Here is a 16,673-nt window from a genome sequence, read left to right on the forward strand (position 1 = left end):
CGGCCGACCGCCAACCAGATCCGCACCTGGCTCGGAACCGGGATCATGAAACGCCCAGCGCCTTCACCATCGCTGCCGCCAGTGTTGGCGGCGTGGTCAGCGGAATCCGCAGCCGCACCTTGCCGGCGACCTCCAGCTCGATCACCGCTGGGGATGCCGCCGGCCGCGAAACGGCGACAGGCTCATCGGGAGCCACGACAACTTCGGCAAAGCCCGTCTCGCGGGCTCTCACCGTGCGGCGCCACTTATAGATCAGGCTGGTCGCGACATCGTACTGACGCGCTACCGCCGCCACTGTGGCCCCGGGCGCGAATGCCGCGGCCAGTATCCGGCACTGATCCTCTTCACGCCAACGACGACGACGCTCAGGCCCGGTCAATAACGTCACATGGCTCATGCTGTGCTGCTAACTTCGCTCGTAAGGGCGACCTTAAGAGCGCAGCCTCGCTACCGTGCCGTCCTCTCGCAAGGCGGCCTTCGCCGGAGGGTATCCCAACAGCTTACGCGAAGCTGCGATTACACGGCGGGTTTCGTCGATGGTCTGCCGAAGGTCTTCGATGTCTGCGCGCGCGCGGCGCTCATTCAATCGAGCAGCTACTATCTCAAACTTGTCCCAGGCGGAAACCATTTTGAAGACGTCTAGCGCTCCCGCAGCTCAAACTTGAGCATTGCCTCTGCGAACCTGTGGCCGCTTTCGTCGCGTACCTTCATCACAAACTCTCGATAGAGACCATCCGGCAGCTTATCTTTGGTGATTTCGACCAAGGCTCTTACCGCCTCTTGTTTTGCAGCTTGGAGGTCGGGCAGATCGGTGCCTTCCATGTCCTGGAAGACTTGGCCGGTGTCGGTGAAATCGAAGAAAAAGCGAGGCATTCCTACAAACACACCATGGCCGGGAATGGTTCACGCTTCCAATGATGTCCGCGACATTTGGTTAAAAACGTACGCGGCCAGACACATCGCCGCGATCCGCCTAGAGTTACTTAAGGAACGCTCTCATGCTGCCATTGCCCCACGCCGTCGATCCAAAGGTAGTTGCTGAGATCAATACTCTGCTAGCCCATCACGCCGGGGCGGTACCGGTCCCCGTTCACAAACTGGCGGCGGTTGTCCGGCTGCGCCTCAAAAGCCATCTTTCCATCGCGACTATCGAGGAGCTGATCGTGGACGAAGCCGAGTGTCGCCACCTGCCCATGCTGTTCGAACTGCCGGGAACGGAAGCGGCTGTAGTTTCATCTGCTCTGAGTCGCGCGACTTGAAGGTTAAGAGGCTCGGGCATTCGGCTCTGGCACGAGAGCCCACCGCGCGTCCGCCCCAATGGTGACAGCCTATGACCAGCAGCAGCTCAACTAGTGGTACTGCCTATCCTGGCGATCTGGTTCTGTTGAAGCAGGTCTTTGATCGTGTATGCGCCGAGCAAGGCATTCCAGTAGGAAGCGAACAGGCGGAGCGCCTGAGCGTGAGCGCAATGGCACTCTTCTCGGACGGCGAGTTCGACGAGGCCGTTCTCTATGAACGCCTTCGGTTTGTTGCCCGCTCCTGCCGAGAAGGGACCGAGCATGACCCACCATGATTCGGATGGTCGGCGGGTTCGTGCCGCCCTACTTACCCCCCATGGCAACCCATTGGTTCGTCCCTCCGGTGTTCGTGAAGACTGAAACCGGCGACAGGCATGGCTGCGACAATGCGAGGGCAGCCCTTGAGCAGCTCAAGACGTGGACCCGCAGAGGACCTCGCTGGCACAAGGCGGTGACCCTCTGCTTGTCAGACCTGGAGGGCGATCCGATTGACCCTCAGGTGGTACGAAGGGCCTTTGAGGCTGCCGCCAAGGAAGCCAAGATGTATCTTTCCCCGTAGGACGAGGGGAAAATTTCTCCCAAAGATTCAGTCCTTTATTCAGTACGATTCGAACATTGATTTTTCCGTGGAGTGATCCATAAATTCCCACTTGGGTTCTCGCTGAGGTGGGAGGCCTCGTATGAACGTTTGCGCGGACTGTCGACCCGACAAGGTGACGGCCAAACACCTTGTTCACGAGCTGATTCTACAAGCCCGTCGCGGCCAAATCATCTCCATAAAAGACACTATCGCAGCAGTGCGCCGAGATGGGCCACATCTGGCGGAAACTGACTGCGAGCTGGTGGAGCTTATTGTCAATGTTGCCCCAGCCTTTGGCCTGTTTGTGGCGTTCGACGTTCGCGAATAGCCGCTGGCTCTCCACTGGTTCAACCCATTATAGTATCGAGAGCGCCTAGTCTTCGCGCGAGCCAGTTATCCGATCATCCGGCCGAATTTTCCACCAAACATTCCGCCCATCTTTCAAAGGAACAAATCCGCTCGCGGTGCAGTTCGGTCCTTTCAAACATGCAGGCCCGAACATGGCTGAAATCGATGAAGCCAAACGGAAGGCTATTGCCGAACTTGTGCGGCGGTGGATCACCTCAGAGGTAATCCGCAATTACCTTCGCAACCTGCTAAATCTGCCTGTAGAAGGGGAATTGCCGGCCGAGCAAAGGTATTTGCTGGAGGAACTTGATAGGGCCGACAAAGAGTGACTGTATGGCACTCCATTGGTTCTCTCCTCCGGTCCTCGTCCAGACCGAGCGGCCCGGGATCATCCGCAACGTCAACAACGCCGAGACAGCCGGCGAGGAGCTGATGAAGTGGACTAAGCTCGGCCCTTGCTGGGACCTCGCGGTGCGCGTTTGCATGGCCGTGATATTCGACGAGATGGAACCTGAGGAGGCTCGCAAGGCGTTTCTGGCTGCCGCCAAGGAGGAGGGGATGTTACGGTCCTCTGATTAGGGCTGGTGGTTGACGCCCGGAAATTTCAACCCAATACTCCCGACCGGAAGCTGGCGCAGAGTAACTCCTTCTGTAAATTCCGCAAATGGTAATCCTTTGGTTCGCACCTCCAGTGTACGTCAGGACGGAGCATGACGGCTTCCGCTACGGGTCCACCACGTCCAGGCTGCGGCCGAGGAACTCGTCTTGTGGACCAAGCGTGGCCCTAAGTGGCAAAAGGCGGAGCGCGCCTGATGGATGCGATGAGCGGCAAGGTGTCCCCCCAGCAGGCCCGTGACGCGTTCGAGGAGGCAGCCAAGGAGGAGGGTATGCTCTTTGCTGATTAGGAGTTCTATGTCTCGCCATTGGTTCTCCCCTCCGGTCTACGTCAGGACCGACCACCCAGGTGTCCGCGTCGCGATCAGCCACGTCGAGGGTGCGGCCGAGGAACTCATGAAGTGGACTAACCGGGAACATCGGTGGGACCTCGCGGTACGTATCTGCACGGCCGCACTGGCCGATAAGGTGTCACCTCAAGTGGCTGGTAAGGCATTCCTGGCTGCTGCCAAAAGAGGAGGGGAGTTACTCCCCCCCAATCGCAACTGGCGCTCACGAACCAGGAGGCCCGCCGCCCTGTGAGAGAAAGGCGGCAGAGCCCCCACAGCGGCTGCACATCCAAGAGAAGAACCGACCGCTGCGAGTTCTAAACCCGCGAGGGCCTACATCGTTCCCTATAACCTACGTTGGTCGGCAGGCCTGTGCCGCTCTAAGTTCCCCCCATGGCAACCCATTGGTTCTCCCCTCCGGTCCCTGTGAGGACCGAGCGCGCTGGTCTGACCCGGAACGTGAACAACGTCGAGGCAGCCGGCCAGGAGCTGATGAAGTGGACCAAGCGTGGCCCCAAATGGAACCAAGCGGTGCGCGTCTGCATCGCCTGCATTGCCGACCAGATGGAACCTGAGGAGGCTCGTAAGGCATTCCTGGCCGCTGCCGAGGAGGAGGGGATGCTAGGTTCCGCTGATTAGGTCTGCATTCCGCTTGCCACCACGTCCCGCGTCTGATTACTACCTTTGATTGTTTTCAAACACTGGGAGGGGAAGACATGGCGCCTGAAGAAGTCGCCTACAAATTGCTGACTCACATTGGGGCCGTGGAAGGCTACTGGTTGCGCGGGGGGCCTACGAACGATGCAAAGTCGCCAAACAGGGAATGGATCCTCAGGACGTTTGGTGAGTGCATGAGTACAGTTAGAGACGGTAAATACAGGCCGGCGTCCTGACATGCTGCCAGAAATGAAGATTCCAAAGGACCCGTCGGTCAAGACAAATGACCTGCTGCGGGAGATACTGGAAGAGCTCAAAGAGATCAGTGCCACCCTCAAGACCAGAAGAAGTAGGTAGGGGGTCTTCTGTGTCCCTGTGCCCCCCTCGGCTACACCCCGAGGAGAACGTCAGGGGAGCCTAAGGGTACCGCGGCCCGTCATTCCATGTCGGGCACGTCGCCCCTAAGAAGAGCGTCGTTGGCTCACCGTATTCGCCCAGCGCCGGGTTAGCATCACGGGACCACGCAATGACACCGGCATGTTTCGTCGCCAGGGCTTTGGCGGTCCTTATCGCCCGCTCTTCGGTCTGCTGCTCGTGGCCCGAAGACGGGCTGAAGGTCGCCGGTCTCATCGCGGTCGAAGGCGGTGACGACGATAAGCTTGGGGGCCTTCTGCTGAGGAAGGATGCTGTCCGGCATGCGGGCTGCCTTTCTGTAGCGCGAACTTATTCGGTGTCGCTGGCGTACCATCTTCGGCGGTGCCATCCCCTGCTAAACCCATGGCTCAGAGCAGGGGCCGCTAGGGCCAGCTCACGCTCGAGGGCAGCGTTGGCGATAAGTAGCACCTTGACTGCTTCTCTGGCACTACCATGGGCAGCTATGGCTTCGTCGGTCACAAGCTCCCAGTCGGCAGGATCAAGTTGCTGTTCCTGCGATCTCTCGGTTTGTTCTCCCATGGCTATTAGTCTCTCTGCCGGCTGTCTAGGGACCCATGTCATCCCACATGAGCGTCTCCTAATGGCTCGTCCCCAGTAGTGAACAAAATGGGAACGAAATTGTCAATGGCGAATTGACCGAGAGAGGAATGTGTTCCTAGTTTGGGTCATGCCTGACACTGGTGGAAGACGAAAGCGCGGAGGCGAATGGAAGCTCAGCAACGCCCATGACGCAGGGCAGCTCGTGCTGGTCCGCTGCGGGCTATGCAACGTCAAGCGATGGTACCTACCGAGTGACCTCAAGGAAATCTTCGGGGACATCGAGGCTGAGTTGGTCGGGAGCAAAATGAGTTGCAAACGGTGCGGCAAGAACGAGTACATGCATGCGGAGACGGAAAACCCGTCTGCAAGGGAACGGCAGGGCATCCAGGTGAGGCGGCTTGCCGGGATCAGGACGGTGCGGCGGGTTATCTGGAGCGATGAGAAGTGAGATCGGCTGAAGGCGGAACTTTGCGAGGTGGGAACCGTCGCGTTTGATCCGAAGCGAAATGGCTTGGAAACTTGGACTCTGCTATAGCGTCGGGACTCGGAACATGCACTGAGTGCCGCCAGTCTTCCTTGAACATCGATTGCGGAGGAGCGCTGATGTCGACAAAGCAATTCATTGCACTTCTCAGCTCACACGTGGCTGGCGATGAAGATCAATTCATGTCTATTGCCCTTCAGGTGGCTGCTCAAGAAGCGCGGGGTGGCAACACAGCCGACGCAGAGAAGCTGAAGAGATTGGTCCAACGGATGCGTGAGCGGGGAACTACCCCGCCTAAGGGGCAATCTGTGATCCCCCTTGCGCGCCCTCGGGGAGAACTCCAAGATCTTGTTCAAAGCTCTTATCCGAAGGCGAGCCTCGATAGCATGGTACTGGCCGACAGCGTTCGGGCTAGGCTTGATCGTGTCGTGAGGGAGCAGTCGGAACGCGCCCTGTTGCGCAACCACGGACAGGTGCCTGCAACCCATCTCTTACTTGTTGGCCCGCCTGGCACTGGCAAAACGATGACGGCTTCCGCGCTTGCTGGCGACCTGCGCCTCCCCCTTTTCACGGTTCGGCTCGACTCACTCTTCAGCCGCTTTTTCGGCGAAACAGCCGGCAAGCTTCGGCTCCTCTTCGACCAAGTTGCAAAGACGCGGGGGGTGTATTTGCTTGATGAATTTGACGCTATGGGCTCCAGTCGAGGCGATACCAATGACGTCGGCGAAATTCGACGAGTGCTCAATTCGGTTCTAACCTTCATGGAGGAGCCGAATGCGACAGACAGCCTTGTTGTGGCCGCAACCAATCACCCGGAAATCCTCGACAAGGCGCTGGCGAGGCGATTCGATGAGATCGTCGAGTATGACGTGCCCGACAGACTAGCGGCGCGGGCAATTCTGACTCGCCGACTTGGACGGCTTAAAATGACAGGGAAGGCTTGGACGGAAGTGGCAAGCGCAACTGAGGGCCTCAGCCAAGGCGAATTGGTCCGTGCAGCTGATACCGTTGTTAAGGATGCGATCCTGGGAGGCGTCGGAACTCTTTCATTGTCCGCTCTTCGTGCGGCACTTGCTGACCGTGTTGCATTTAAAGGGCGACTAAACGCACATCGCTAGCGGTTCTGGGGGAGCAGTTTCAATGGCCGGAGAAGGTGATAATTTCTCGGCGCACGAGTTGCCGCACGTACGAGTTGACCCTTTCCGAGTGCTTGCACAATACGAGTTTCCCAATCGGCCTCAAAATCGCGACCCACGCCGCGAGGACTACCACGCTCACGCGCAATTCTTAATTCAGCACCTTACTGCCGCGCTTGGCCCTATTCCTGCTCCCGGTGAGGACACACGATTGGCCATCGTCGGGCAGAGGCGGGGTGCGATTGTCGAACTCGATACGATGGTTCCCGCTAGCGGTCTCCGTGGGCCATCCAAAACACCTGCGCTCGACTACCCAGCTCAAGACATTGTGGTGTTGCGCTCCACACGTCGGGAGGACAGGACTGAAAGGGCTGTCCTTTTTGTCCCCGACGATGCGCGCAACTTTCTTCTTGGTCGCATAAATGCCTATGGCGCGGAGAACTTGGGTAACAAAAAACGCCCTGATGTACCGAAGTTCGAGCCGATCGACGTTGTGCGGGCTGCCGACCCACGAACGCTCTTTGGCGGCGAAGTCGATTTCCAAGCGCCGGAGGCGGGCTGGTGGGAGTTGTGGGTAAGGGAGCCGTCGACGGCGAAGCCCGGCCCTCGCACTATTAGCGTAATTGTCGCTGCTCAAAATGCTGGCCTTGTGGTTCATAACGAAAGGCTGAAGTTCCCTGACTCCGAGGTCGTATTCGTTCACGGTTCGGCCGCAACTCTGGCGCCGTTTGTCGCGCGCATTCCCGGTGCTGTTTGGGAGGTGCGTAGGGCCGAGGGGAGTATCGAGCCGTTTCTAGAACTGAGCGGTGATGGCTTCGGGCAGCACGATTGGGTCGACGAGCTTCTGGGCCGCATCCAAGCTCCCCCTGACGATGCTCCCGCCGTGTGCGTCATTGACACAGGTGTCGCTGCTGCCCATCCGCTCATCGCCCCCGGCGTTGTTGGAGCTTGGACTATCGACGACCGATGGGGCACGGATGACCATCACCCACATGGGGGACACGGAACGCCAATGGCCGGCATGGTTCTCTATGGGGACCTAGTTTGGCGTTTAAATGACAATCAACCAGTAATCCTGAGCCACAATGTCGAGTCGGTAAAATTTCTGCCGCCACACGGCTTTCCAGCCAACCGACCGTCGGCCTATGGAATCGTAACTCAATCCGCGATTGCTATTGCAGAACTCGAGCGCCCGAATGTACCGCGAAGCTTCTGCATCGCATCGTCCACCGGTCTATTCGCTCCCGACGCCCCTTCATCATGGAGCGGAGCGCTAGATCAAATCAGTGCGGGCTCGATGCCAGTCGAAGTCGACAATGACATTGCTGCCAAGGATCGTTCGAAGCGCCTCTTGTTGGTGGCAGGCGGCAACGTAATCGGGGGACCTCGGCTTCAAGTCGAGGAACACCACACCATCGAAGACCCAGCGCAGAGTTGGAATGCGCTAACAGTCGGGGGATTCACAACGAAAGGCGAACTGCTGGCGAATCTAAGACCCCTTGCGGCGGTAAACGACAAAAGTCCGTTTAGCACCGGCTCTCAGAACCTCGTGGGAGACCTCACACCGATCAAGCCTGAGGTACTCTTTGAAGCCGGGAACATGATGGTCAACGAAGCCGATGACTGTGATTGGCATCCGGCGGTTTCTCTTCTCGCAACAGGTTCCAACGTAGGCGAAGAACCTTTGGTGCCCTTCTGGGCTACCAGTGCCGCAACCGCAATGGCCGGCAATTTCGTTGGGCAACTCAAGGCCGCGGTGCCCGGCTTGTGGCCCGAAACATACCGCGCCTTGGTCGTCCAATCGGCTGAGTGGCCAACCCCGATTCGGCGAAAGCTCATCGGAAGTGGCTCCCATTGGAAGGGCATTAGCAAAGGGGCAGTGCAACTCCTTCTCCGAGACGTGGGGTTCGGCGTGCCCAACCTTGGACGTGCTATCGCCTCAGCGCGGAACGACGTCACTCTGCTCGCTCAGGCGGAAATCCAGCCGTTCAAGATTGGGAACGCCGGCAGCGCGGTGTTCAACGAGATGCATTTCTATGGGTTGCCGTGGCCACGTAAAGCGTTGCAAGCGCTTGAGAACGCTATCGTTGTGATGAAGGTCACGCTCTCTTACTTCGTAGAGCCGAACCTGTCAGGACGAGCCGCAACTCGGCCAGAGACCTATCGGTCCTACGGGCTTCGGTTCGAATTGAAAAAGCGGCTTGAGACTCACGAAGAGTTCCGGGAGCGGCTTAGCCGCCCTGAGGAGGAGCCGGGCGATGGTGCTAAGGAGAAGCTAATCGGTGCCGATAAAACCCCCCTCGAGCCAAGTCGTTGGCTGCTAGGACCAAAGGCCGTTCAAGCCGGTTCGCTGCATTGCGACCTGTGGCGCGGCTATGCAGTCGATCTAGCCAGCCATGATCAAATCGCAATCACACCAGTTGGCGGATGGTGGAAATCCCACCTTGGGCAGAAGCGAGGCGCAGAGAAGGCTCGATACTCCCTCGCGGTTTCCATCACTACAGAGGGGAAGGAGATTGACCTCTATGCGGAGATTGACGCCGAAGTGCAGGCGCACGTCGACGCGGGTCAAATTGCCGTCGCAGCGATGGCATAGTTAGACCTCAGCTGCAGCGCGTTGCCGCACCTACAGCAGAGCTAGTTGGTCGCCCATTCTTCTCGATCAGTTTGGCGATGCGCTGGGCTGCAGGTCAAGGGGCTTCAGCATGGCCTCAGTCGTCACCTTAAGCCGAGCCTCTTCGCCCCCGTAGTTGTCCCCAGCGCCGCAATGACCAGCAAGTCCTCTATGCGGTGGCGCAATGAGTGAGTGGTGCCGGGGGCGGCAGGGGGTGAGATCGTCCGCTACTTTGCCTCGGCCAGCGCCTTCTCAAGTGCACGTCTCGCCACCTCAAGTCGCACCTCGTCGCCCCCGTAGTCCTCCCCAACGCTGCCCGAGGAGTGTCCCAGAACAATGTCTTGGTCCGACTTTATGACGTCGGCCAAGCGCAGGCGGTCTTTCATAAGGTGACGAAGCGAGTGAGTGGTGGCCTTCGGGTCGACCACACAGGCTCGCACATGCTTCCCGAGGGCGGCAGACGCTGAGGCCGGACCCCGGGGCCGACCATAAGCCGGGAACAACATCGTTGCGTTGCCGGCGGCTTTGACGGCTTCCTTTGCCGCCTCCAGAGCGGCCCCTAACAGCGGGACGTCGCGCCGGGACACCTTGTTTTTAATGCGCCGGTCGTCGTGCCATTCGACAGTGATGTGGGGAATGATGTGGTCGAGGTGTACATCCGCGGCACGGAGGCCCGAGACCTCAGCGAGGCGGCACCCGGTTCCATTTAGGATTGCCCAGATGTGCTGAAGGTCTGACTTTGCATGGTACGCGATGCGGGCGGTTATGGCGGTGACCTCGGCCTGAGTGAAGGGACGGCGCTTGTCTTTATCGGGCTCGGCCTTGTCCTTCGGCGCCGCTTCCAAATACATGAATGGGTTGATGACGCCGGCTAGGTCAAACTCTCGGATGGCATGGTTGATCACGGCGCGGACCACGTTCAGGTAACGATCCACCGATGATGCTTTGCGTCCATCGAGCATGTGGTCGCGGACTTCCTTGGCGTCCTCTCTCTTGAGGCTGCCTAGTCTGCGGTCCTTGCCCAAGGCGTCTCTGACGAGCTTGAAGACCCTGTCAAGCTCCATCCGCTTCGTTTCGTCTTCTCCGACGCGCTCCTTGAGATAGAGCCGCTTGGCATCCTCAAGGGTCGGGTCCGGTCGCTGCTGGCGCTCACCGAGAACCAGCGCGTGAATAAGAGCTCGGTCTTCAGTCCCAATGCCGACAGGGTGGCCGCGCTCATCTACCGGGTATTTATTTGCGATGTGTTCCGCGATCAGCTCTCTAGCCAGCGCCTCGGGGTCTTCGGCGTCCTCTGCGCCGCTCCATTCAGGATCGAGGCTAAGCGCCTTGAGGCGAGCGCGGCTCTGCCTGAACTGCTCAAACTCGGTCGGGGAGGGAGTGCTGGAGCTGCCGTGGCTTTGGACTGCATTCTTGGGCCGCGACCATAGGCGCAACTGCTGCTCCGCCTGGGCATGCGCCTTTGGGTACGCCCTTAGGGCTTCCTGTTCGGTGCTCCCAAGAGGGATTAAGATTTCCAACTTGCCCGCAGCGGCGCGCATTTCCTTCGGGATTTTGCGCCGATAACGCCAGCCAGCAATGCCACGTTTCTGTATATGCTTCACGTCAATCTTCATGCTCAGGGTACCCCGCAGTGTATCGCGCGGTGTATCTCTGGGGAAGCAGAAACCCTTGCAATCCTTGGGTTTCAAGACTTTTCTGGATTAAGTGGCTCCCCGGGCGGATTCGAACCAGCGACCAACCGGTTAACAGAGGTTTTCCCTCGATACCTCACGCGTCGGCATAAGACGCCAGGCGACTGACAACGCGCTGATATCTCCACTTAATTTGGTTTCAAGCTCATTCAGCTTGTCGCATACCGTATCGACACAGCGCGGGTATTAGCGTACATCATTCCGTACATCACCGAAGCCGGTTGGTCGGAGGACGCCTTGCCAAAGCTCGAATTGACAGATCGTTTTTGTCAGACGGCCAAGCCGAGGACAGGTCGGCAGACAGACTATTTCGACGCAATTGTGAAGGGTCTTTGTGTCACCGCGTCTTCGGGCGGAACGCGCACCTTTTATCTGCACTACACCAGGCCATCCGACGGCAAGCGTCAGCGAATGAAGCTCGGAACGTTTCCGGAATTGAAGCTCGGGGCGGCGCGAGAGAAAGCACGCGCCAGCCGCGGCGATGTCGGGAAAGGGATGGACCCCATCGCCGAGGAAAAAGCGGCGGCTGCCTCACAGACCGTGACTGATCTCGTTGAGAACTACGTCAAGCGTCACGCGTCGACGAAGCGCTCGGGTGAAGAGATTGCTAGGCGGTTGCGAAAGAATGTTTCCGGCCGCGATGGGGAGGGCAAGAAGCTCGAAGAGGCTTCGCCGGGTTGCATTGGTGACGTCAGGCTTGCCGACCTTCATCGACGTGACATTACCAAAAGCATCGACGCGATCAAGGATCGAGGCAAGCACACCGAAGCCAATCGCGTTTTCGAGGATCTGCGCAGCATGGTCCGCTGGGCTCGCGCCCGTGGCGATCTCGACGAGAACCTAACGGAAGGCATGAAAAAACCATCGGAGACCGTCGAGCGAGACCGCGTTCTTAATGCCGATGAAATCAAGACAATGTGGTATGCCCTGGCGGAAGCTGACATGCGAGAGTCGACGCGCCGCGTCATAAGGTTGTGCCTTGTGACCGGCCAACGAGTGGGCGAAGTTTCGGGTATGTCGCGCGCCGAAATCGATCTGGAAAAAGGCTTGTGGACGATTCCGGCCGCGCGTTCGAAGAACAAACGCGAGCACCTCGTGCCGCTGTCGGAGATGGCCCTCGCCATCATTCGAAACCAAATCGCCGAAGTCGATGCATTGTCAAAGCGGAAGAATAGGGAGGTTCCGACCTTTGCGTTTCCAGGTCCAGGCGCTCGCGGCGCTGTCACCGGTGCGGCGATAGCGAAGGCGATCAAGCGGGAGGAGGTCACAAAGGCCGCAGTAACGTCTATCATCGGCGTTGCGCCTTGGACCGCACACGACCTTCGTCGCACGGCCGCGACCCATATGGAGGAAATGGGAATATCGCCCTTTGTCGTGGGACACGTGTTGAATCACGTGAGCGCAACAAAAAGCACGATCACCAGCCGCGTTTATGCCAGGTACGATTATCTGAAAGAAAAGACCGAAGCTCTGAACCGTTGGGCAGAACGTCTCGCCGGTATCACCAACGGTGGCGCTGAGATAGTGCCAATTGCGGGGAGGGCGGCTTGACCGGCATATCTCGGCAGGGGAAATCCGATCGGGACCACTTTCAGTACTCAACTGGGGAAATTGAAGAAATCGCCAGTGCGGCGGCGGCTGCAACGTCGCGACCGTCACGAGATAATGTGGACCGATATATTGCGCCTTTGCAATATGAGGCGAACTGCTATCTCGGAATGATACGGTTTTCCCTGAAGCTACCAGATCGCAAGTTCACAGCCGTGAACCGCATCGAACTTCGAAAGAAAGCTCAGGCTGTATATGAGAGCATGGACATCGGCGAGCTACCGCCGGCTCCAGATGGTTCGTTCCCAGTACATCCTTCTGAGGCCGGGTCTCTCCAACGTTTGATTGGGCTGTTGCTTCAGGGGCAAGTTTCCGAATCCGATTTCCTTCGCGAGTGCGCAAGACGCGCGTTGCGCTCGGAACTCGAGCGGTTGGGCGTCGAATCTTTTGAAGAGGGATCAAAACGGAGCAAACGTGACACGGATTATCGGGACAATTTCCTTCACGAAATTTCGCTGATATGGGCAGAATTGGAAGGCAAGTGCCTGCGTGATTGCTCGGTATCTCCGGCACCGGGCAGTCCGATGATGAATTTCATTGCTGCTGTAGCTGGTCCGGTATTGGAAAGGGCCGGTCAATCTGTCGATAGGGAAAGGATGGTCGGCATCATTCGACGTCTTAAAAAGGCAAAGATACAAACGAACTGACCGAGAATTTTTGCGTTCGTTTGCTATGAGAAATGCCGATCAAATTTGATGCTTCTCGCGTCAACTGGAAACGCGAGGCATCAATATGCATGAATCCTTCTCCACAGATCTTGTCGACGAAGCGGGAGCCTGCCGCTTGATCGGTGGCGAGAACGCCCCGATCCATCGGTCGTCGCTCTGGCGCGGCATCAATTCGGGACGCTTTCCCGAGCCGCTCAAAATCGGTCCCGCAACTAATCGCTGGCGTGTCTCCGAATTGATCGCCGTCCTTGAAAAAGCGTCTGCTGAACGAGCCGGTCCGGCAAGGCAGGGGACCTGATGGCTCGGCGAAAACGTGTTCCGATACCGGCAAAGTTGGGCATCGCCTTAGGCTACTGCTGGCACGAGGATTTAGCAGCGCCGCCGTGGTCAAGTGACCGTTTCCGGGCGACAGAGCGCATCATCGAATTCTGCGCCCGCGAAGCCGCGCTCGAGCACCCGGCGGGTAAACGGCCCGAAGTGCGACAGGTAATCTCCCATTGGGCGCGGCGGTCGTTCCTGGAATACATCGCCACCGGCGGAGCCTGCTGATGGCTGAAGTCTTTCGCCTGCCGTGCCTTCGCGCGAGCAATGCGGCGGCGGCTCGTACCGTTCCGGCGCCAGTTATCAACATCGGTCGACGCGACAGTTTCGATCTAGCCGCCGTTCGCGACCAGGCGACTGTCTATGCCGCGCTGCCCAACGTCCGGGATGTTGAGGCGGCAGTGAGGTTCTTCATGCGCGACTATCGCAAATGGGTCCGTCGGCTCCATGACATCGCCGGCGAGGAATTGAAAGGCGCTGAGATCGCGGTTGAAGCGACGCTGCGCAAAGAGATCAATCGAATTCGAAAGGACCGAAAATGGCCGCGGCTATGAAAGCTGCCCGACCGAAAAAAGAGATGCCCGACACAGGGCGCCGGGCACCAGAAAACAAATCACAACTGATAAAAGATAAGTTCGCAGGCGCGGAAAAGGAAGTCCTCGCCATCATCGGTGTTCCGATTGCGTTTGCGGATGAGGATCGAAAGTCAAGGACTGCACTCAAAGCTCGCTGGTTCTCCAGAACGAAGCGCGCGTTGGTAGGCCGCGCATTGAAGGCCGCCTGCATCATTGATGATCAGTTCATGGTGAAGACGCTTTCCATGCACCGTACCGACGAGTGGTTAGCGAGCCACTACGGGTGCAGCGAGCGCACGATCCAGAGATGTTTCGCCGATTTGCGTGATGCCGGCTTCTGCACTATCGATGCCGTGGTTGTGAAGTTCGGACCTGTCTTTCGTGTAGTCGGGCGCCGTATCGCTTTGTGCCTTCCTCCGGGTCTAGTTGAGGCTGACGCTCCCACAAATGCGGTCCATGCTGCGACAAATGCGGGCCACGCTCCGACAAAAACAGTCAACGCTCCGACAGACGTTGGCGCTCCTAACCTTGGAAAAGAGACCTTGGAAAGGAGACCATTTGAAAGAAAACAACAAGGACCCATGCCCGCTCTCTCTGAGAATGAGATTCTACAAATAGAGGATAGCCCGATCACGGAAGGCGCAATCGACGAACTAATGGAATCTGGAAAAACAGAGAAGCATGCATTCAACATCCTTCGCAGTGGTCTCGCAAAAGAGCTGGGCATTGAAAAGGATTCGCCGAAATGGGAGCCGCTCTGCAAGGCAGTGGAAATCCGCCGCGCCCGTGCGAGTCAAGAGCATGCCGATTACCGCGGTCGGATCGAAGAAGAACGGAAGACAGTCCCTCCAGGTGCCGCGGAGATATTCGCCGAGATCAAGGCTGACATCAGCACCAATCCCGATTTTGACCAAAGCCGCAGGTCGATGGCCATTAGTGTTGCTGGAACCTTGGAGGAGCTTGCCTTATCAGCCCGGATGACGATCCGGCGTAGGTTCGACGCCATCATCGACCGATGGGGTCGTGACAATCCTCGAGCCCGCAGGCCCGAACCTTATAGAGAGCGCTATGCTGAATTCATCGAGCCGATCGTCACAGTCTATCTGGAGCGGAACAAACACGATCTACCGCGTGTGGCCAAATGGCGCGATACGCATCCTAATTGGCAGCATATGAAACCGGAGGATACCATGATCCCAGTTGATCCTCCCGAGTCCCTAAAAGACGACGGTTGGGGCCACTGAACAGAGAAGGATATAATCGATGGGCGGAAAACCGGCGTCATTATAGAGGAGCTTGTAGGCGGACTGGCTAAGCCTCAGGGATGTGCCTCAGAAGCCGGTTATTCCCCGCGGGCCCAGAGCTGAAATCAGCGACGGTCCTCGTCGATCCGATTAATGCGTAGCCCGTGCCGCATGCGCAGAGGATCGCCGCGGCGCAGCTGATGCTTGTGGTCCTCCCCTTCGCGCCAAGGTGCTGGCATGCTCACGCCCCAAGTCTCGGGCACTATCTGGTAAGGGGGCAGCTTCGAACGCGTGCGCCAATCAACGATCGCGGCAACGGCAAAAAGGAGCACGATAGAGACGGCGACCACGGCGCCAACGTACAAAAGGAGCTCGCCTGGTCCTATAGTCAACCAGATGCATACAACCATGAATAAAAATCCACCTAGAAGGATTCCGAAAAAACCCCCTACCGCCGTGCCACCAACCATCAAGATTGCAATGATGACGGGAGCGCGCCATGCTCGCGTGTGCGACGGTTCTTTCCTTCTGATGATGTCCGGTTTGGACGGCCGGTTCTTTCCTCCAGAGATGGCGTCCTATTAGCCTGCTCGCACGATCCTGAGCGCGGCAATCTGGTCTTGCGTGGGCTGGGTAGAATTGGCTGCGGCAGCGACCAGTCGATCCACAGCTCTTGCCTCCGCTGGATATAACAAGTCCCCATAACTGAGCTCGCCAGCCGCCTGCGCAAACCGGACTGCTAGATCAGGGCGCATAGACGCAAGGTCGTCAGACACTCGGCGCCTTGCTACCTGCAGGCTGTGATACCATTCGGCGGGATTAGCCGAGACTCCGTCGCTGGCAGTTCGGCGAAGGCTGGCAAGACACTCACGCAGCAGCAGCTCGTCGTCTCGCTGTTTGTAACTCAGCCCCCTGGCCCTGCCGTCGTCGTGGAATGCAGCCCATCGGCGTGCGTGGCCGCCGTCACCATTGAGCAGATCTGTTGCTGCGTCACAGATGTGAGGCAGGATCAATAGGAACAAACAACCTCCTACCAACACGAGCAGCATATGCGCCACCATCTCAGCCTCCTTACCAAAGTCGGTTTTATCCAACGGATCGCATTATGCTGTCCTGGATGAGCCAGGCACAAATAGCATCTCAATCGGAAATAACCGACAAAGTCAACGGCCAGTATATATGCGTCGGTTTAACCCGATAACACTCGGGAAAGATGAATCGAATGATGCCAAAGAGACGTAAACTCCACTGGCTACACTGCCTTAAAGAATGATTTTGTTGCTGCGGGACCGACCGGTGCCCATTTTTTTAGCGTTATAACGGATTCACGTTATCGGTTATTTCCGACACAAGGAGGCAGGCGCTTTGGTCTGTCCTCATCGGCTGTCTGAACCATCATCAGAAGAGCCGACTTTCGCACCGCAGGCGATGATCGGCTAGATGTCTCCTGGCACGACCCCCAAGGATGACCGGAGCAGTGCGGCCGCGGTTCTCGCCAGATGGATACGGTGATCGCTTTGCTGATGGTGC

Annotated in this window: 20 protein-coding genes and 1 pseudogene; 17 read left to right on the top strand and 4 right to left on the bottom strand. The window is 58.0% G+C overall.

Annotated elements, in window-relative coordinates; all coding sequences use genetic code 11:
• Positions 1-43: 43 nt before the first annotated feature.
• Together tnpA and NKI39_RS08980 are read right to left on the bottom strand one after the other, a co-directional pair.
• Complete coding sequence (gene tnpA, locus NKI39_RS08975; protein WP_031239744.1) at positions 44-397, bottom strand: IS66-like element accessory protein TnpA; 354 nt, start codon at positions 395-397, stop codon at positions 44-46.
• A gap of 242 nt (positions 398-639) precedes the next feature.
• The gene (locus tag NKI39_RS08980) at positions 640-873 is read right to left on the bottom strand and encodes a DUF6894 family protein (protein ID WP_352831462.1); all 234 of its coding nucleotides are present in this window, start codon (positions 871-873) and stop codon (positions 640-642) included.
• A 125-nt stretch (positions 874-998) separates the two neighbouring features.
• Here NKI39_RS08980 and NKI39_RS08985 point away from each other — a divergent pair, with 125 nt between their 5' ends.
• The 9 genes from NKI39_RS08985 to NKI39_RS09025 all read left to right on the top strand — a co-directional run bounded on the left by NKI39_RS08985 (position 999) and on the right by NKI39_RS09025 (position 3,809).
• Positions 999-1,259, top strand: coding sequence for a hypothetical protein (locus tag NKI39_RS08985; RefSeq protein ID WP_352831463.1), 261 nt, complete (start codon positions 999-1,001; stop codon positions 1,257-1,259).
• A 71-nt stretch (positions 1,260-1,330) separates the two neighbouring features.
• Complete coding sequence (locus tag NKI39_RS08990; RefSeq protein ID WP_352831465.1) at positions 1,331-1,573, top strand: hypothetical protein; 243 nt, start codon at positions 1,331-1,333, stop codon at positions 1,571-1,573.
• Positions 1,574-1,614: 41 nt separating this feature from the next.
• Positions 1,615-1,857: a DUF982 domain-containing protein gene (locus tag NKI39_RS08995; RefSeq protein ID WP_352831614.1), complete on the top strand. Its 243-nt coding sequence runs from the start codon at positions 1,615-1,617 to the stop codon at positions 1,855-1,857.
• 121 nt (positions 1,858-1,978) lie between these two features.
• Positions 1,979-2,206 (top strand): hypothetical protein, encoded by a 228-nt coding sequence (locus tag NKI39_RS09000; RefSeq protein ID WP_352831467.1) that lies wholly within the window; start codon positions 1,979-1,981, stop codon positions 2,204-2,206.
• A gap of 172 nt (positions 2,207-2,378) precedes the next feature.
• On the top strand, positions 2,379-2,555 hold the full coding sequence (locus NKI39_RS09005; protein WP_352831468.1) for a hypothetical protein: 177 nt from the start codon (positions 2,379-2,381) through the stop codon (positions 2,553-2,555).
• Positions 2,556-2,559: 4 nt separating this feature from the next.
• Positions 2,560-2,805 (top strand): DUF982 domain-containing protein, encoded by a 246-nt coding sequence (locus NKI39_RS09010; protein ID WP_352831470.1) that lies wholly within the window; start codon positions 2,560-2,562, stop codon positions 2,803-2,805.
• A 233-nt stretch (positions 2,806-3,038) separates the two neighbouring features.
• Positions 3,039-3,131, top strand: a complete 93-nt coding sequence (locus tag NKI39_RS09015) for a DUF982 domain-containing protein (protein ID WP_352831472.1) — start codon at positions 3,039-3,041, stop codon at positions 3,129-3,131.
• Between the two features lie 7 nt (positions 3,132-3,138).
• Entirely contained in the window at positions 3,139-3,423 is a 285-nt protein-coding gene (locus NKI39_RS09020) for a DUF982 domain-containing protein (RefSeq protein WP_352831473.1), read from the top strand.
• Positions 3,424-3,563: 140 nt separating this feature from the next.
• On the top strand, positions 3,564-3,809 hold the full coding sequence (locus NKI39_RS09025; protein WP_352831475.1) for a DUF982 domain-containing protein: 246 nt from the start codon (positions 3,564-3,566) through the stop codon (positions 3,807-3,809).
• Positions 3,810-4,263: 454 nt separating this feature from the next.
• Here NKI39_RS09025 and NKI39_RS34275 read toward each other — a convergent pair.
• A pseudogene (locus NKI39_RS34275) lies at positions 4,264-4,524 on the bottom strand (hypothetical protein).
• Positions 4,525-5,106: 582 nt separating this feature from the next.
• Here NKI39_RS34275 and NKI39_RS09030 point away from each other — a divergent pair.
• From NKI39_RS09030 to NKI39_RS09040, 3 genes are all read left to right on the top strand, one after another.
• On the top strand, positions 5,107-5,250 hold the full coding sequence (locus NKI39_RS09030) for a hypothetical protein (RefSeq protein WP_352831476.1): 144 nt from the start codon (positions 5,107-5,109) through the stop codon (positions 5,248-5,250).
• 155 nt (positions 5,251-5,405) lie between these two features.
• Positions 5,406-6,404 carry an AAA family ATPase gene (locus NKI39_RS09035; protein WP_352831478.1) on the top strand — a complete coding sequence of 333 codons (999 nt, stop codon included), beginning with the start codon at positions 5,406-5,408 and terminating at the stop codon, positions 6,402-6,404.
• A 229-nt stretch (positions 6,405-6,633) separates the two neighbouring features.
• Positions 6,634-9,018, top strand: a complete 2,385-nt coding sequence (locus NKI39_RS09040) for a S8 family peptidase (protein ID WP_352831479.1) — start codon at positions 6,634-6,636, stop codon at positions 9,016-9,018.
• 245 nt (positions 9,019-9,263) lie between these two features.
• Here the strand turns inward: NKI39_RS09040 and NKI39_RS09045 are convergent, their stop codons facing one another.
• Positions 9,264-10,649, bottom strand: coding sequence for a tyrosine-type recombinase/integrase (locus NKI39_RS09045; RefSeq protein ID WP_352831481.1), 1,386 nt, complete (start codon positions 10,647-10,649; stop codon positions 9,264-9,266).
• 315 nt (positions 10,650-10,964) lie between these two features.
• On the opposite strand from NKI39_RS09045, the gene NKI39_RS09050 reads away from it, so the two are divergent.
• From NKI39_RS09050 to NKI39_RS09070, 5 genes are all read left to right on the top strand, one after another.
• A complete protein-coding gene (locus tag NKI39_RS09050) occupies positions 10,965-12,278 on the top strand; it encodes a tyrosine-type recombinase/integrase (RefSeq protein WP_352831483.1) in 1,314 nt (437 codons plus the stop codon).
• On the top strand, positions 12,275-12,982 hold the full coding sequence (locus NKI39_RS09055) for a hypothetical protein (protein WP_352831485.1): 708 nt from the start codon (positions 12,275-12,277) through the stop codon (positions 12,980-12,982). Before NKI39_RS09050 ends, NKI39_RS09055 begins: the two co-directional genes overlap by 4 nt.
• Before the next feature lie 85 nt (positions 12,983-13,067).
• Positions 13,068-13,301, top strand: coding sequence for a helix-turn-helix transcriptional regulator (locus NKI39_RS09060; protein ID WP_352831487.1), 234 nt, complete (start codon positions 13,068-13,070; stop codon positions 13,299-13,301).
• A 250-nt stretch (positions 13,302-13,551) separates the two neighbouring features.
• The gene (locus tag NKI39_RS09065; RefSeq protein ID WP_352831489.1) at positions 13,552-13,878 is read left to right on the top strand and encodes a hypothetical protein; all 327 of its coding nucleotides are present in this window, start codon (positions 13,552-13,554) and stop codon (positions 13,876-13,878) included.
• Positions 13,863-15,143, top strand: a complete 1,281-nt coding sequence (locus NKI39_RS09070; protein ID WP_352831491.1) for a hypothetical protein — start codon at positions 13,863-13,865, stop codon at positions 15,141-15,143. Before NKI39_RS09065 ends, NKI39_RS09070 begins: the two co-directional genes overlap by 16 nt.
• Positions 15,144-16,673: the final 1,530 nt, after the last annotated feature.

It is taken from the genome of Mesorhizobium sp. M0664 (assembly GCF_040320565.1).
GTDB lineage: Bacteria > Pseudomonadota > Alphaproteobacteria > Rhizobiales > Rhizobiaceae > Mesorhizobium.

Excerpts from the sequence above, each read along its gene's own strand:
- tnpA (WP_031239744.1), bottom strand. The coding sequence starts at position 397 with ATGAGCCATGTGACGTTATTGACCGGGCCTGAGCGTCGTCGTCGTTGG.
- NKI39_RS08980 (WP_352831462.1), bottom strand. The coding sequence starts at position 873 with ATGCCTCGCTTTTTCTTCGATTTCACCGACACCGGCCAAGTCTTCCAG.
- NKI39_RS08985 (WP_352831463.1), top strand. The coding sequence starts at position 999 with ATGCTGCCATTGCCCCACGCCGTCGATCCAAAGGTAGTTGCTGAGATC.
- NKI39_RS08990 (WP_352831465.1), top strand. The coding sequence starts at position 1,331 with ATGACCAGCAGCAGCTCAACTAGTGGTACTGCCTATCCTGGCGATCTG.
- NKI39_RS08995 (WP_352831614.1), top strand. The coding sequence starts at position 1,615 with ATGGCAACCCATTGGTTCGTCCCTCCGGTGTTCGTGAAGACTGAAACC.
- NKI39_RS09000 (WP_352831467.1), top strand. The coding sequence starts at position 1,979 with ATGAACGTTTGCGCGGACTGTCGACCCGACAAGGTGACGGCCAAACAC.
- NKI39_RS09005 (WP_352831468.1), top strand. The coding sequence starts at position 2,379 with ATGGCTGAAATCGATGAAGCCAAACGGAAGGCTATTGCCGAACTTGTG.
- NKI39_RS09010 (WP_352831470.1), top strand. The coding sequence starts at position 2,560 with ATGGCACTCCATTGGTTCTCTCCTCCGGTCCTCGTCCAGACCGAGCGG.
- NKI39_RS09015 (WP_352831472.1), top strand. The coding sequence starts at position 3,039 with ATGGATGCGATGAGCGGCAAGGTGTCCCCCCAGCAGGCCCGTGACGCG.
- NKI39_RS09020 (WP_352831473.1), top strand. The coding sequence starts at position 3,139 with ATGTCTCGCCATTGGTTCTCCCCTCCGGTCTACGTCAGGACCGACCAC.
- NKI39_RS09025 (WP_352831475.1), top strand. The coding sequence starts at position 3,564 with ATGGCAACCCATTGGTTCTCCCCTCCGGTCCCTGTGAGGACCGAGCGC.
- NKI39_RS09030 (WP_352831476.1), top strand. The coding sequence starts at position 5,107 with ATGAGTTGCAAACGGTGCGGCAAGAACGAGTACATGCATGCGGAGACG.
- NKI39_RS09035 (WP_352831478.1), top strand. The coding sequence starts at position 5,406 with ATGTCGACAAAGCAATTCATTGCACTTCTCAGCTCACACGTGGCTGGC.
- NKI39_RS09045 (WP_352831481.1), bottom strand. The coding sequence starts at position 10,649 with ATGAAGATTGACGTGAAGCATATACAGAAACGTGGCATTGCTGGCTGG.
- NKI39_RS09060 (WP_352831487.1), top strand. The coding sequence starts at position 13,068 with ATGCATGAATCCTTCTCCACAGATCTTGTCGACGAAGCGGGAGCCTGC.
- NKI39_RS09065 (WP_352831489.1), top strand. The coding sequence starts at position 13,552 with ATGGCTGAAGTCTTTCGCCTGCCGTGCCTTCGCGCGAGCAATGCGGCG.
- NKI39_RS09070 (WP_352831491.1), top strand. The coding sequence starts at position 13,863 with ATGGCCGCGGCTATGAAAGCTGCCCGACCGAAAAAAGAGATGCCCGAC.